The sequence below is a fragment of the Zoogloea sp. GW822-FHT05C07 genome (genome assembly GCF_058800215.1).
This window is the reverse complement of sequence record NZ_CM179510.1, coordinates 4,242,378-4,257,685: the sequence shown is the minus strand read 5'-3', so window position 1 is coordinate 4,257,685 and position 15,308 is coordinate 4,242,378. Positions and strand designations below refer to the sequence as shown.

9 protein-coding genes are annotated in these 15,308 nt (G+C 68.3%); 3 read left to right on the top strand and 6 right to left on the bottom strand.

Going from position 1 to position 15,308, the window contains the following annotated elements:
* Nucleotides 1-7: 7 nt before the first annotated feature.
* The 6 genes from AC3QL2_RS19605 to AC3QL2_RS19580 are packed head-to-tail and all read right to left on the bottom strand — an operon-like array spanning nt 8 to nt 8,754.
* Nucleotides 8-958, bottom strand: coding sequence for a response regulator (locus AC3QL2_RS19605; protein ID WP_493233039.1), 951 nt, complete (start codon nt 956-958; stop codon nt 8-10).
* Entirely contained in the window at nt 951-4,355 is a 3,405-nt protein-coding gene (locus AC3QL2_RS19600) for a hybrid sensor histidine kinase/response regulator (RefSeq protein WP_493233040.1), read from the bottom strand. The genes AC3QL2_RS19605 and AC3QL2_RS19600 overlap by 8 nt, the downstream gene beginning before the upstream one ends.
* Nucleotides 4,355-5,728, bottom strand: a complete 1,374-nt coding sequence (locus AC3QL2_RS19595; RefSeq protein ID WP_493233041.1) for a sigma-54-dependent transcriptional regulator — start codon at nt 5,726-5,728, stop codon at nt 4,355-4,357. The genes AC3QL2_RS19600 and AC3QL2_RS19595 overlap by 1 nt, the downstream gene beginning before the upstream one ends.
* Entirely contained in the window at nt 5,725-7,308 is a 1,584-nt protein-coding gene (locus AC3QL2_RS19590; RefSeq protein ID WP_493233042.1) for a sensor histidine kinase, read from the bottom strand. The genes AC3QL2_RS19595 and AC3QL2_RS19590 overlap by 4 nt, the downstream gene beginning before the upstream one ends.
* A complete protein-coding gene (locus AC3QL2_RS19585; protein ID WP_493233043.1) occupies nt 7,305-7,562 on the bottom strand; it encodes a PP0621 family protein in 258 nt (85 codons plus the stop codon). The genes AC3QL2_RS19590 and AC3QL2_RS19585 overlap by 4 nt, the downstream gene beginning before the upstream one ends.
* 31 nt (nt 7,563-7,593) lie before the next feature.
* Nucleotides 7,594-8,754 carry a pyridoxal phosphate-dependent aminotransferase gene (locus AC3QL2_RS19580; RefSeq protein WP_493233044.1) on the bottom strand — a complete coding sequence of 387 codons (1,161 nt, stop codon included), beginning with the start codon at nt 8,752-8,754 and terminating at the stop codon, nt 7,594-7,596.
* Between the two features lie 109 nt (nt 8,755-8,863).
* Here AC3QL2_RS19580 and mtnA point away from each other — a divergent pair, with 109 nt between their 5' ends.
* Genes mtnA through AC3QL2_RS19565 form a run of 3 tightly spaced genes read left to right on the top strand, consistent with a single transcriptional unit; the run spans nt 8,864 to nt 15,292 of the window.
* Nucleotides 8,864-9,919, top strand: coding sequence for an S-methyl-5-thioribose-1-phosphate isomerase (gene mtnA / locus AC3QL2_RS19575; protein ID WP_493233045.1), 1,056 nt, complete (start codon nt 8,864-8,866; stop codon nt 9,917-9,919).
* Nucleotides 9,920-9,941: 22 nt separating this feature from the next.
* Complete coding sequence (locus AC3QL2_RS19570) at nt 9,942-10,628, top strand: class II aldolase/adducin family protein (protein ID WP_493233046.1); 687 nt, start codon at nt 9,942-9,944, stop codon at nt 10,626-10,628.
* Between the two features lie 11 nt (nt 10,629-10,639).
* Entirely contained in the window at nt 10,640-15,292 is a 4,653-nt protein-coding gene (locus AC3QL2_RS19565) for a response regulator (protein ID WP_493233047.1), read from the top strand.
* Nucleotides 15,293-15,308: the final 16 nt, after the last annotated feature.

Below are 15,308 nucleotides of genomic sequence, written 5' to 3'. Positions count from 1 at the left end.
GCCTGAACTAAGCATCGCCGGCACCGCCGCTGCGGATCCGCGCCATCGCCACTGACGCCGCGGCGGTTCGGTTCTCGACTCCCAGCTTGGCGAAGACGTGCTCCAGGTGCTTGTTGACGGTGCGTGGGCTGGAGCCGAGGATCTCGCCGATGTCCGGGCTGGTCTTGCCCTTGATCACCCAGTACAGCACCTCGGCCTCACGGGTGGTCAGCCGAAAGGCCCCCATCAACGCGTCGAGCACCGCCGCGTCGGACTCCTCGCGCAGGCTCACCAGCCACTCGTCGTCGCCGGTCCGGTCGTGCAGCGTGAAGATCAGCCGGCGCGCGCCCTGGTTCAGGGACAGCGGCGGAAACTCACGCCCCTCGCCACGGGCGCGGCCGGAAGACTGCACCCAGGCCATCACCGACGGCGGCGCCCGGTCCTCCAGCCCTTCCGCACCTTCGAAATAGCTCTGCATCAGCTTCCGCGCCAGCGGCGTCTGCCAGACCACGCGGCCGCTCTCCGGGCGGATCGCCAGCGTCGCCTGGCCGAAGGCGTCCAGCGCGCTGCGGGCCTGCTTCATCAGGCGGGCGCTCTGCATGTGGGCGGCAATGCGGGCCAGCACCTCCTGCGGGCGGATCGGCTTGGTCACGTAGTCGGCGCCGCCGGCATCGAAGGCCGCCACCACGTGCTCGGTCTCGGTCAGCCCGGTCATGAAGACGATGGGGATATGGCGCGTCGTGAAGTCGGCCTTCAGGCGCCGCGCCACCTCGAAGCCATCCATGCCCGGCATCATCGCGTCGAGCAGGATCACGTCGGGCAGGCTCTGGCGTGCCCGCTGCAGCGCCGTCTCGCCATTGGTGGCGACCAGCACCGTGTAGCCGGATTCATCAAGGGCGTCGTGGAGCACCGACAGGTTCTCCGGAATGTCGTCCACGATCAGCACGAGGTCGGAATTGAGCCGGTCGAAATCAGGCATGGCGGGCTTTTTCCAGCAGCGGTGGAATGGCGTCGAGGCGGAAACCGCGGGTCAGCTCGCGGACTTCGGCCACGAAGGGGGCGTAGGCCGGATCTGCCGCCTCGATATCGGCCAGGCGGGCCAGGATGCCCTTCACGTAGCCGAGCTCGACCTGGTGGGCCAGCGGCTCCAGCAGCGCTGCCGGCGGTGCAATCCAGCCGACCGGCGGAGCGACGGGCAGTTCGTCCCCGGCTTCCAGCCATTTGAGGCCCAGCCGCTGGCCGATCCAGTCCAGCAGTTCGTTCACCTGCACCGGCTTGAGGATGAAATCGGCCGCACCGATGCCCAGATCATTGTCGTCGCTGTGCAGACCGCGCTCGTAGGCGTTGGCCGAGATGATCGCCACCGGCGTCGCGGCGTGGGCGCCGGCGCGGATACGGCGCACCGTCTCCCAGCCGTCCATGCCCGGCATCGCCAGGTCCATGAAGACCAGGTCGGGGCGGAATTCCGGCAGCACATCAAGGCATTCCTGCCCGGACGCCGCCTGGGCCAGCACGAAGCCGAGGGGTTCCAGCAGCGTGATCAGGAATTCCCGGTCCACCCGTTCGTTGTCCACAATCAGGATGCGCCGCCGCTCGCCGCGGTAGCCCAGCCGGTTTCGGCGCGGCAGCTGGCGCGTCGCCAGCTCGTCGCGCAGCTGCGGCAGGAACAGGCGCACACGAAAGGTGGTGCCGACGCCGGGTTCGCTCGTCACCGTCAGTTCGCCGCCCATCACGTCGGCGAACATGCGGCTGATCGTCAGCCCCAGCCCTGCCCCACTCGCCCCCTGGGCCGAACTGCCACGGGAAAAGGGCTCGAAGATGCGCTCGATCTCCGCCGCCGAAATGCCCGGCCCGGAGTCTTCGATCTCGAAGGTCGCCATCTCCATGCGGTAGGCGAAGCGCAGGCTGATATGACCCCTGGCGGTGAACTTCACCGCGTTGCCGAGCAGGTTGATGAGGATCTGGCGCAGGCGCTTCTCGTCGGCGCGCAGGAAGGCCGGCAGCTCGCCCTTCGGCTCGAAGCGGAATTCCAGCCCCTTGTTGCGCGCCTGCAGTTCGAACATGCCGACGATCTGCGCCATGAAGTCGCGGAAATCGAGCGGTTTCACATCCAGCGTCAGCTTGCCGCCCTCGATGCGTGCGATATCCAGCGTGCCTTCGATCACCGACAGCAGGTGGTCGCCGCTACGGCGGATCACGTTGATCGCCTGGCGTCGGTGCACCGGGATCGAATCGTCCCCGTCGAGGATCTGCGCGTAGCCGAGGATGCTGTTCAGCGGCGTGCGCAGTTCGTGGCTGATCGCGGTGATGTAGCGACTCTTGGCCTGGTTGGCCAGGTCGGCCACCTGCTTGGCCTTCTGCAGCTGTTCGTCGGTACGCCGGTGGGAATCAATCTCGCGCATCAACAGGTGGGTCTGGCGGTTCGACTCCTCCTGCGCCACCTGGCGGCTCTTGTGGGTCAGCACCAACCACCACACCACCAGCCCGGCCAGCAGCAGCAACGCCGCGTAGCCTTTCAGGAAAGCCAGCTGCAGCGCCGGTGCGAACTCCGGCGCACTGGCGCCGAGCAGGCTGAGGCCGTGGTAGTGCAGCAGCCACATCAGCAGGGCCAGCCCCGGCGCGATGACGCCCATCAGCAGCAGGTAGTGGCCGAGCCCGGTTTCCAGGTAAGGCCACACGGAGCGCGGCAGGATGCGCCGCATCGCCGCCGACCACTGGGCGGCGAGCCGCGCGTCGGGCTTGCACAAGTCGTTGCAACGGGCGTCCAGCGAACAGCATAGGGAGCAGATATCGCCCTGGTAGGCCGGGCAGTGGGCCAGGTCGTCGGCCTCGTACTCGCTCTCGCAGATCGCGCAGCGGCGCGTGCCGCCAGCCGCCGACGGCACCGGCCGGCGGGCGATGTAGTAGCGTCCGCCGGTGGCCCAGGCGATCAGAGGCGCGGTGACGAAGGCGACGACCAATGCGATGAGTGCCGAGAAAGCTGCCGCGTCCGGCCCGAACACGCCCAGATAGGCCGCCACCGACAGCACCGACGCGATACCCATCGCGCCGACGCCAACCGGATTGACGTCATACAGATGGGCGCGCTTGAACTCGATGCCCGGCGGCGACAGACCCAGCGGCTTGTTGACGACCAGGTCGGCGACCACCGCCATCATCCACGAGATGGCCACGTTGGCGTACAGGCCAAGCACCTTGCCGAGGGCCTGGAAGACGTCCAGCTCCATCAGCACCAGTGCGATCAGCGTATTGAAGAGCACCCACACCACCCGCCCAGGATGGCTATGTGTCAGCCGCGCGAAGAAGTTCGACCAGGCCAAGGAGCCGGCGTAGGCGTTGGTGACATTGATCTTGAGCTGCGACACCACGACGAACAGCGCCGTCGCCGCCACCGCCCAGTGCAGGCCGGGAAAGACGTATTCGTAGGCGGCCAGATACATCTGATTGGGGTCCACCGCCCGGTCCGCCGGCACCGAGTTGCTGATCGCCAGATAGGCCAGCAGCGCCCCACCGAGCATCTTGACGACCCCCGGCAGCACCCAGCCGGGCCCACCGACCAGCACCCCGGCCCACCAGCGCCAGCGATTGGCCGAGGTCTTCTCGGGCATGAAGCGCAGGTAGTCGGCCTGCTCACCCATCTGGGTCATCAGCGCGATACCCACCGTCAGCGCGGCACCGAAGGCGCGCATGTCGAACCCCGCCCCCACGCCGTACTCCCCGCCATAGGAGACGATGCCGTGCAACACGTCCGGCCGTTCGTTGAAAACGAAGACGTAGGGCACCACCAGCATCAGGATCCACAGCGGCTGGGTCCACGCCTGCAGGCGGCTGATCGCCGTCACCCCGTGGGTGACCAGCGGAATCACCACTACCGCGCACAGCAGGTAGCCCCAGGCCGGCGGAATGTCGAAGGCCAGGTCCAGCGCGTAGGCCATGATCGCCGCTTCGAGGGCAAAGAAGATGAAGGTGAAGGACGCGTAGATCAGCGACGTGAGCGTCGAGCCGATGTAGCCGAAGCCGGCACCGCGGGTCAGCAGATCCATGTCCACGCCGTAGCGCGCCGCATAAACGCTGATCGGCAGGCCGGCCAGGAAGATGATCAGCCCGGCTGCGAGGATCGCCCACAGGGCGTTGCTGAACCCATAATCCACCAGCAGCGTGGCGCCGACGGCCTCCAGCACCAGAAAGGACGCCACGCCGAAGGCGGTGTTGGCGACCCGCCATTCCGACCAGCGCCGGAAGCTGCGCGGCGTGAAGCGCAGCGCGTAATCCTCGATGGTCTCGCGGGCGACCCAGGCGTTGTAGTCGCGCCGGACCTTGACCACCCGCTGGACGGCGTCCGGCTCCGCCGCAGAGGTCGTGGCCTCGGCGTCCATCACTCCTTCATGCCCAGCCGTTCCAGGCGATAGCGCAGGGAACGGAAGGTCACGCCCAGATGGCGGGCCGCTGCGGTGCGGTTACCGCCGGATTTCTCCAGGGCCTCCTCGATGGCGTGGCGTTCCACCTGGTCGAGGTAGTCCTGCAGGTCGGTGCCGGCCGGCGCCGTGGCAACAGCCGGGCCGCTTTCGCCGATGTCGGCCGGATCGAGCAGCAGGTCGTCCGCCTCGATCATCTGCCCGCTGGACAGGGCCAGCGCCCGCTCCAGGATGTTCTCCAGTTCACGCACGTTGCCGGGGAAGGAACAGGTGCACAGCGCCTTCACCGCGCCTTCGCTGAGGCGCGCCACCGGCATGCCGGACGTCTCGGCCAGGCGTTCGAGGAGGATCTCCGCCAGGCGCGGGATGTCTTCACTGCGCTCGCGCAGCGCCGGCATGCGCAGTTCGATGACGTTGAGGCGGTAGAACAGGTCCTGGCGGAAGCGCGAAGCCTCCACCATGGCCTTCAGGTTCTGGTGGGTAGCGCTGAGGATGCGCACGTCTACGGCCGTCTCGGCAGTGTCGCCAAGGCGGCGGAACTTCTTTTCCTGGATCGCCCGCAGCAGCTTGACCTGCATCGCCAACGGCAGATCGCCGACCTCATCGAGGAACAGGGTGCCGCCGTGGGCGGCCTGGAAGAAGCCTTCGCGGTCCGAGTCAGCGCCGGTAAAAGCGCCCTTCTTCGCGCCGAAGAACTCGCTCTCCATGAGGCTCTCCGGGATCGCGCCGCAGTTCACCGCCACGAAGGGCGCCGCCGCGCGGGGGCCCAGTTCGTGGATCATCCGCGCCGCACGCTCCTTGCCGCTGCCGGACTCGCCCGAGATGAAGACCGGCGCCTGGCTCCTGGCCAGCTTCTCGATCAGCGAGCGCACCTGCACCATCGCCGGCGAATCGCCGATCAGGCTGGAGCTGTCCTTCTGCCGGGCCTCGCAGTCCCCAGCCGACACCGAGAAGACGGATTTCACCAGGGCCCGCAGCTGGTCGATGGAAACCGGCTTGGCGAGGTAGTCGAAGGCGCCGGCTTTCAGGGCCGTCACCGCGTTGTTCATGCTGCCGAAGGCGGTGATCACCGCCACCGGCAGATCGCGGACGTTCTCCGAGATGTAGCGCACCAGTTCCAGACCATCGCCGTCAGGCAAGCGCATGTCGGTCAGGCACAGGCGGTAGCGCTTCTCGCCGAGCAGACGCCGGGCCTCGGCCAAGTTGGCCGCACCGTCGCTGGCCAGGCCGAGGCGCAACAAGGTAAGTTCGAGCAATTCGCGGATGTCGTCCTCGTCGTCGACGATGAGGACATCCGGCCCGCTGGAGCGGGCCCGTCTTTCGTGCTGGATCATGGTTTCACGCGTCCAGTGATGCGGAAATGGGCGCCGGCTGGCAAGGTGCCCGGCTCGTCGCGGCAGAGTTCGAGCAACGCACCGTTGGCCTCGGCCAGCTCCCGGGCAATGTACAGCCCCAGGCCGGTCCCTTTCGAATGGGTGGTGAAAAAGGGTTCGAAAACCTGCGTCCGCAGTTCTTCGGGAACCCCCGGACCATCGTCGGAGACATCCAGTGCCACCCGACTGTCATCGCAGGGCGATGCCGTAATTGTCACCGCAGCCGGCCCGCCACTGCAATGGCGGCGCGCATTGCCCACAAGATTCCACAGAATCTGGCGCAGGTGGGTGCGGTCCATCGCGATCTGCAGTTCCGGTCCGATCCGATTGACAACAAGCCCTGCCGCGTCACTGGCATTCGCCACCGCGAACTCCTCCAGGAACTCGTCTACGAAGTCCCGCAGCGGCAAGACTTCCGGCAGCGCCTCGTCACGCCGCCCGAGGGCCAGCACGTCGCCGACCAGGCGGTCGATGCGCTGTGCGTTGTTGCCGATGATGCGGATCAGGCGGGCCTGCATGTCGCTGCGCTTCTCGTCGCGCAGCAGCTCCGCCGCCTGGTACACCGACGCCAGCGGATTGCGGATCTCGTGGGCGATGCTGGCCGTCAGGCGTCCCAGCGCCGCCAGCTTGACCTGCTGGATCTGGCGATGGGTGCGGTCGTAGTCCTCCAGGTAGATCAGCGTCTCGCCGGCCTCGCCGGCCGGCAGCAGGCGCACCAGCAGCATCTTGCCGGTCAGCTCGGCACGGATCCGCCGCGCCGAATCCTTCGTACTGGCACCAAGCTGAAGCTCCCGCGCCAGGGCCGGCGCGCAGGCCGCCAGCACCGCACCGTCCTGCAGTGCGGGGCCGAGCAGCGCCACCGCCTGGGGGTTGTAGTGACGCACGACGCCATCCTCGCCGACGACCAGCACGCCGTCCTGCATGTCCTGGATGATCTGCCGGTTGAGGCGCAGCTGGCTGGCCAGGTCGGCGCCGCGCTGGAGGGCCAGGTTCTCGTTGGCGATTGCCCGCAAGGCCAGCAGGCGCGCCACCTGGGCGATGGCGAAGAAGCCGATGCAGGTCACACCGACAGTGAAGAAGTCCGTCATCGCCCGGTCGGACAGCAGGCGCAGGGTGTTCTCCAGCAGCACCGCCAGCGTCGCGTAGGACGCGTAGAACAGCACCATGCGCCCCTGCCCCACCAGGCCGGCGCCGGCCAGCGCCACCAGGATCAGGATCGGCATACCGCTGCGGTAGCCGCCGCTGGCCCACATGATCAGCGTCAGCAACGTGATGTCCACCAGCACCTGCACGGTGACCAGGCGATTCATGCCAAGCAGGCGTGCGGCGTCCGGGAAGCCGAGGATCAGCACCGCCGCCAGGTAGGCGAAGGCGGCACCGAAGAACAGGGTCGGAGAATCGCTGCCCAGCTGCAGCGCCCGCCCCGCCACGAGGAAAATTCCGGCCAGTACCAGGCGGAACAGGTTCAGATAGCGCAGCGGCTGGCTACGGTCGTCGCCAGGCAGGAATTGGCTCGCGAGGGGGGCGGAGCCGGCGCTCACGAGCGGGCGCCGAGGCGGCGGTGCTCCTCCGAGCAGAAGAAGTGGCCGCCGCTCGTCACCCCTTCGCTCTCCGGCACATGCACACCGCAATGGGCGCAGGCCACCATCTGCTCGATCTGGCCCGCCGGCGCCTGGCTCGCCCCCTGCTCCGGCGCGGCATCGCCGCCCACCTCACGCCGCGGGCCACCCTGCAGTGCGCGACGAACGTAGAAAACAGCCAGCAGGAACAGGACAAACAGCAGGATATTGCGCAAGACGAGGGCCTCCGGGGATTTCCGGGGCAGTTTAGCAGAAGCGTCCGAGGCGCTCGAAAGCCGCCTCCAGCGTGTCGTCCCGCTTGGCGAAGCAGAAGCGGATCACCTGTTCGTCGCGGCCGTCGCCGAAAAATGCCGACAGCGGGATCGCTGCGACGCCGACCTCGCGGGTCAGCCATTCCACGAAGGTGGTGTCAGGCATGTCGGCGATCGCCGTGTAGCGGGCCGTCTGGAAATAGGTACCAGCGCAGGGCAGCAGTTCGAAGCGCGTGGCGGCCAGCCCACGGCGGAAGAAGTCCCGCTTTTCCTGATAAAAGGCCGCCAGGCGCAGATGGCGCCCGGCGTCGGCCATGTAGTCGGCCAGCGCCAGTTGCACTGGCGTATTGACGGTGAACACGTTGAATTGATGCACCTTGCGGAACTCCGCCATCAGCTCCCGCGGCGCCAGCACGTAGCCGACTTTCCAGCCGGTCACGTGATAGGTCTTGCCGAAGCTGGACACGATCACGCTGCGCTCGGCCAGTTCCGGGTAACGGGCAGCGCTCTCGTGGCGGGCGCCGTCGAAGACGATGTGCTCATACACCTCGTCGGCCACCACTACGATGCCGGTGCCACGGGTGATCTCCGCCAGCCGCTGCAGATCGGCCGCGGACCACACGGTGCCGGTGGGGTTGTGCGGCGTGTTGACCATGATCATCCGCGTGCGCCGCGTGACCAACGCCTGCACCGCGTCCCAGTCGGGCCGGTAGTCCGGCGCGGCCAGGCGGGCGCGGCGCACCACGCCGCCCTGCAGCGTGATGGCCGGCACATAGGAATCGTAAACCGGCTCGAAGACGATCACCTCGTCACCCGGATGGACCAGCGCCGCCACCGCAGTGAACAGCGCCTGGGTGGCGCCGGCCGTCACCGTGATCTCGTGCTCCGGATCGTAGGCCGCCCCGTATAGATCCTGCACCTTGGCGGCGATCGCCGCGCGCAGCGCCGGCGTGCCGGCCATCGGCGCATACTGGTTGTGGCCGCTGCGCATCCAGTGGGCGACCCGCTCGAACAGCATGTCCTCGGCGCTGAAATCGGGAAAGCCCTGGGACAGGTTGATCGCCCCGCACTCCTGGGCCAGGCGGGACATCACGGTGAACACTGTCGTCCCCACTTCGGGCAGACGGGAAACAAGCGGCATGGGAAAGGACGGCATCGCAAATACACTCCGGATCAGGCTCTCCGATTCTGGCAGATCGACCGCGGCAGAGCCAACCGGCGTCAGGCGCCGCTACAATCGGGCCGCCCTCTAACAAGGAACCACCGTGTCCGACACCTGCCCCACCCTGCGCCGCGACGGCGACCAGGTCGTGATTCTCGACCAGACCCGCCTGCCTTACCGGGAAGTCTTCCTCCGCCTCGACAGCCTGGCCGACGCCGCCACCGCGATCCGCGATATGCAGGTGCGCGGCGCCCCGCTGATCGGCGCCACCGCCGCCTTCGGCATCGCACTGGCGCTGAGCGGCGACGCCTCCGATGCCGCGCTGCAATCCGCCGACGCCTGCCTGCGCCAGACCCGCCCCACCGCCGTCAATCTGCACTGGGCGCTGGACCGCATGCACGCGGCGCTCGCCCCGCTGCCGGCCAACGCGCGCAGTGCAGCCGCCTGGGCCGAGGCCGAGGCGATCCGCGCCGGCGACGCTGCCGCCAATGCCGCCATCGGCCAGTACGGCCTCGAACTGCTGCGCCAGCTGCCGGGCGCCGGCGAACGCCCGCTGCAGCTGATGACCCACTGCAACGCCGGCTGGCTCGCCACCTGCGGCCACGGCACCGCGCTGGCACCGATCTACGCCGCCCACACCGCCGGGTTGCCGGTCCACGTGTGGGTCAGCGAAACCCGGCCGCGCAACCAGGGCCTGCTCACCGCCTGGGAGCTGGCCCGCGCCGGCGTGCCGCACACGCTGATCGCCGACAACGCTGCCGGCTGGCTGATGGCGGAAGGACGCGTGGACTGCGTGATCGTCGGCGCCGACCGCATCGCCGCCAACGGTGACACCGCCAACAAGGTCGGCACCTACCTCAAGGCCCTCGCCGCCGCCGCGCACAGCGTGCCGTTCTACGTGGCCGCACCACGCTCGACCATCGATTTCAGCTGCCCCGACGGCCGCCACATTCCGATCGAGGAGCGCAGCGCCGATGAAGTACGCGCGATCAGCGGCCTGGCCGACGACGGCGAAGTGCACCGGGTGCAGCTGATACCGCCCCGCGCCGCGGCATGCAATCCGGCTTTCGACGTCACGCCCGCGCCATTGCTGAATGGCATAATCACCGATCTGGGCATATGTCTGCCCGATGCGCTGGGCCCGCTCGCCCACCGATGATCCGGTCCCCAGGAGGCCTCTGATGAACGAAAACGTACTTCGCGAAGGTCTGCTCGCCACCGCCCGCAGCATGGCTGCCAGCGGACTCAATGCCGGCACCGCCGGCAATGCCAGCGTACGCTGTCCACGAGGCTTCCTGATCACCCCCAGCGGCCGCCCCTACGAAGACTGCAGCAGCGACGACATGTCCCTGGTTGCGATGGACGGTAGCTGGACCGGCCCCTACGCGCCGTCCAGCGAGTGGCGCATCCACCGGGACATCTTCCTTGCGCGGCCGGAAGCCGGTGCCGTGCTGCACGCCCACTCCCCGTTCGCCACCGCGCTGGCCTGCCACCGGCGGGACATCCCGGCCTTCCATTACATGATCGCCCGCTTCGGCGGCGACAGTATCCGCTGCGCCCCATACGCGACCTTCGGCACCCAGGACCTGTCGGTCTCCGCCATCGCCGCGCTGGAGGACCGCAACGCCTGCCTGCTGGCCAACCACGGCATGCTGGTGTTTGGTGCCGACCTGCGCCACACGCTGGCCCTCGCCATCGAGTTCGAGACCCTCTGCGAACAATACTGGCGGGCCTGTCAGCTCGGCACGCCGGTCGTGCTGGGCCCCACCGAAATGGCCGAGGTGATCGCCAGGTTCAAGAGCTACGGCAAGGCCAAGGCCGCCAACACCCCCGACGCCATCAATCCCCCGCCTCCAGCCCTGGACTGACCGCCCGGCCGATGCCCCACCCGACCTCCCGCGCCGCCCCGCGGCAAAGCCTTGCGCGCAGCCTCCTGTGGCGCATGTCGGCCGTCTTCGTGGCCTGCCTGCTGATATTCGGCAGCGCCTTCCATTACCTCGTCGTCGCCCCGGCCACGCAGACGCTGGCCCGGGTGCAGCTCGACCTCGCCGCCCGTCACGTCCACGCCGAGGTGGAGCGGCGTTTCCGGCGCATCGAGATCGAACTGCGCACGGCCCGCTCCCTGGGCGAAACAGGCCGGCTCGACTCCGCAAACATCGAAGCCTTCAACACCGCCCTGCTGCCCGTGCTGAGCAACGGCCCGCTGATCACCGCGATCCATATGGCCGGTGAGGACGGCGGAGCACTGAGCCTGGAACGGGACGGCGAAGCCTGGACCAACCATGTCACGCCGCCGGTGGGACGGGGGGGCGAGACGCGCTGGCTGCACTGGTCTCCATCCGGAAAATTGCTGCACGAGCAATCGGGCGCCGCACGGGACGACCCGCGCAAACAACCATGGTTCGACACCGCCATGCGGGCCCCCGCCACGGATCCGCTGGCCTGGTCCCAGCCATACCGCCGCCTGCCCGACGGTGACGGCGGCATCGCCATCGCCACCCGCTGGCGGGGCTCTGACGGCAAGACCCGCGTCCTCGCATTCGAGATCCAGCTCGCCGACCTGTCGATGCTGACCGTCGACACCCCTGTCGGCGAACGGGGTGGCAGCGCGGTGCTCACCGCAGCCGGAGAAGTGATCGGCGTGCCGCGCTATCCGCGCTTCGCCAACCTGACCGACCGGCGCGGCGCCGTCCTGCGTCCGGTGGCCGAGCTGAACGTGGATTTCCTCACCCACGGCTACGCCCGCTGGCTCGACGATGAGCGGCCAGGCGAAAAGATCCTCCGCTTCGACAACGAAAGCGAAACCTGGCTGGCCGAGTTCATTCCGGTCCAGTTGGGCGACCAGCAATGGTGGATCGGCGGCTTCGCCCGCGAGGCCGACTTCATTCCGGCCCGCCTGCGCGACGTGGCCCCGGCCCTGGCGCTGCTCATCGTGCTGGCTGCGCTGACAGCCGCCCACCTGGCCCGCCGGGTCTCCCGACGCATCGAGACGGACCTTGCCACGCTGGTCGAACGCAGCGAACGCATCGGCCGGCTCGATCTGTCCCCCGGCCAGCCCATCGACACCCCCTGGCGGGAAATCGCCGGACTGGCCGAATCCCAGGAGAACATGCGCGCCCAGTTGCAAAAGGCAGCGGACGAACTGCTCCAGGCGCGCGGCCAGCTGGAAGACAAGGTCGATGAGCGCACCCACCAGCTGGAGGAGAAGACCCAGGCGGCAGCCAACCAGCTGCTGTTCATCGAGGTGCTCCTCGACGCGCTGCCCAACCCGGTTTTCTACAAAGGGCCCGACGGACGTTTCCTCGGCTGCAACCGCGCCTATGAGGAAGCCTTCGGCACCACCCGCGCCTTCCTCATAGGCAAGACCGCGCTCGACCTGCCCTACCTGCGTCCGACGGAGCGCATGGCCTACCACGACGAAGACCTCCAGGTCATCGCCAACGCCAGCGCCGTGCATACCGAACGCCGAATCCCCTTTGCCGACGGTCGCGAGCACGATGCCCTCTACTGGGTCTCCGGCTTCCGCCTGGCCAACGGCGAGCCCGGCGGGCTGCTCGGCGTCATCGTAGACATATCCGCCCAGAAGACCGCCGAACGCACCGCCCTCGCCGCCGACGAGTGGAACCGCCGGATGCTCGAATCGAGCCCGATCGCGGTGGTCATCAATCGCCCGGAGGGCACCCCGTTGTTCGCCAACACCCGGGCCCTGGTGCTGGCCGGCACCGACATGCAGACCTTCATGCAACGCCCCGTCACCGGCTGGTTCCGCGACCCGTCGGCGGGGGAGCGTGCGCTTGGTCGCCTGCGCGACGGACGGCCGGTGCGCGACATGGAGATCGAATTCCAGGACATTGACGGCCGGCCGTTCTGGACCCTGATGACCATGGAGCAGATCGAGGTGAAGGGCGCGCCGGCACTAATCAGCTGGTGTTACGACATCACCGCCCGCAAGGAAGCCGAGCAGGAGCTGCGCAAGCTCTCCCTGGCCGTCGAGCAGAGCCCTTCGATGCTGCTGATCACCTCGCCGGGTGGCGCCATCCAGTATGCCAACCCGCGCTTCCGCCAGGTCTGCGGCTTCAACGCCGACGACCTATATGGCACGCGCCCCGACCTGCTCGACGCCCACGGCCTGCCCTTCGAGTTCCACGCCGAACAATGGGAGGCCCTACGCGCCAACGGGGTCTGGCGGCGCGAATGCCAGCTCCGGCGGCGCAGCGGCGAGGCCCTGTGGGTCGGCCTGTCGGTCAGCGGGCTGGCCGAAGACGACGGCGAGATCACCGACTGCATCTGGGTCTTCGAGGATCTCGCCCTCTATCGCCAGGCCGTGGAAACCCTGCGCGAAGCCAAGCGCCTCGCCGAGGAAGCGGCGGAATCCAAGGCCCGTTTCCTGGCCAACATGAGCCACGAGATCCGCACCCCGATGAACGCCATCATCGGCCTCGCCAGCCTGTGCCTGGACACCACCCTGCCGCCGCGCCAGCACGACTACGTCACCAAGATTCATGCCGCGGGCACGGCCCTGCTGCACGTGGTCAACGACATCCTCGACTTCTCGAAGATCGAGGCCGGCAAGCTGAGCCTCGAGCAGATTCCCTTCGCCCTCGACCAGGTGATCGACAACGTGCTCACCTTCGTCGGCCAGAAGGCCCGCGAAAAATCCCTTGAACTGCTGCTGCATCTCGCCCCAGACGTTCCGCAGGACCTGGTTGGCGACCCGCTGCGCCTCGGCCAAGTGCTGACCAACCTGGTGGGCAACGCAGTCAAGTTCACCGAGACAGGCGAAGTGACGGTCTCGGTAGGCATCATCGAACGCGGCCCGCACCACGCCACGCTGCGCTTCGCCGTCCGCGATACCGGCATCGGCATGAACGCCGAACAGCTCGCCCGCCTGTTCGAAGCCTTCGCCCAGGCCGACGACTCGATGACCCGCCGCTTTGGCGGCACCGGGCTGGGGCTGTCCATCTCCCGCCATCTGGTAGACATGATGGGCGGTCGTCTGGACGTAAAGAGCGCTCCCGGCGAAGGCAGCAGCTTCAGCTTCGACCTCCCCTTCGAACTTGCCGAACCCCGTGCCCCGCGCGCCTTGCCCGGCGTGCTCGAAGGCCTGCGCGTCCTCGTAGTGGACGACCACCCGGTGGCCCGCACCGTGCTGCTCGACCTGCTGCGCAACTTCCCCTTCCGTTGCGAGGCCGTGTCCTGCGCGGCCGACGCCGTGGCCGCGGTGCGCCGGGCCAACGGCGGCGACCGCTTCGGGCTGGTGCTGATGGACCTGCGCATGCCCGACCAGAACGGCATCGAAGCAACCCGCCGCATCAAGCAGGACCGCAGTCTCAGCTCGCCGCCGACGGTGATCCTGCTCACCGCCTTCGGGGACGACAACACCTCGGCAGAAGCCATCGAGGCCGGCGCCGACGGTTATCTGCACAAGCCGGCCACGGCCTCCACCCTGCTCGACGCCATCGTCGGGGCCTTCGGCACCGACGCGGCACCACCGACACGCGGCGCCCTCGTCCAAGCCCCCAGCCTCGCCGGCCTGCGCGTGCTCGTCGTCGAAGACAATGACATCAACCAGCAGATCGCCCGCGGCATCCTCGAGCGGCTTGGCGCCCAGGTCGGCGTGGCTGATAACGGACGGATCGCCGTGGACACCCTCAACACTGCTCCGGACGCCTTCGACGTGGTGCTGATGGACCTGCAGATGCCTGAGATGGACGGTCTCGAGGCCACCCGCCGGATCCGCCAGAACCCGCGCCTGGCCCGCCTGCCGGTGATTGCCATGACCGCCCATGCGATGGTCGACCAGCGCCGCCGCTGCCTTGAGGTCGGTATGAACGATCACGTGGCCAAGCCCATCGTCCTCGAACACCTGGTCGAGTCCATCCTGCGTCACACGCGCGGTGGAGATGGCAGCGTCGCCATCGCCCCGCTCCCGCCGGCTACCGGCAATCTGCCACCACTGCCCGGCCTCAACGTGGTCGCCGCCCTGCGCCGGGTCGGCAACGACGCCGCCGAATACCTCTCGTTGCTGCGTCACTTCACCCGCAGCCAGGCCGACTGCCCGCAACGCATCGACGCCGCCTTGGCCGCCGGCGACGCCCCCACTGCCGAACGCCTGGCTCACACATTGCGCGGAACCGCCGCCAACCTCGGCGCCACCGCGCTGCAGGAGGCTGCGGCAGCGGTCGAGGCGGCCCTGCGCGAGGGCCGCCCCTCCGACGCCGCCCGAAGCACGCTGCACATCAAGCTGAACGCACTGCAGGAACTGCTTGCCCGCAGCCTGCCGCCCGAGGCAGAGACGGAAACCGGCCAACGGCTCAGCGACGAGGAGTTCAGCGCCGCCCTGCAGGCACTGACCCGCCTGGTCGAAAGCTCCGACGGCACGGCGCCTTCCTATTTCAAGAATATCCGCGCCGACCTCGCCGCGCGCCTGGGGAGCGATGCCGCCGGAGAAATCGCTAGCGCCCTGCAGGCTTACGATTATGATCAGGCCCTGGCCTGCCTGTCCCCGTACACCCAACCGAACCGCGCCTAGCCCCGCCCGGAGCGTT

Coding starts and splice junctions, on each gene's coding strand:
- AC3QL2_RS19565 (WP_493233047.1), top strand. CDS start 10,640: ATGCCCCACCCGACCTCCCGCGCCGCCCCGCGGCAAAGCCTTGCGCGC.
- AC3QL2_RS19605 (WP_493233039.1), bottom strand. CDS start 958: ATGCCTGATTTCGACCGGCTCAATTCCGACCTCGTGCTGATCGTGGAC.
- AC3QL2_RS19595 (WP_493233041.1), bottom strand. CDS start 5,728: ATGATCCAGCACGAAAGACGGGCCCGCTCCAGCGGGCCGGATGTCCTC.
- AC3QL2_RS19600 (WP_493233040.1), bottom strand. CDS start 4,355: ATGGACGCCGAGGCCACGACCTCTGCGGCGGAGCCGGACGCCGTCCAG.
- AC3QL2_RS19580 (WP_493233044.1), bottom strand. CDS start 8,754: ATGCCGTCCTTTCCCATGCCGCTTGTTTCCCGTCTGCCCGAAGTGGGG.
- AC3QL2_RS19570 (WP_493233046.1), top strand. CDS start 9,942: ATGAACGAAAACGTACTTCGCGAAGGTCTGCTCGCCACCGCCCGCAGC.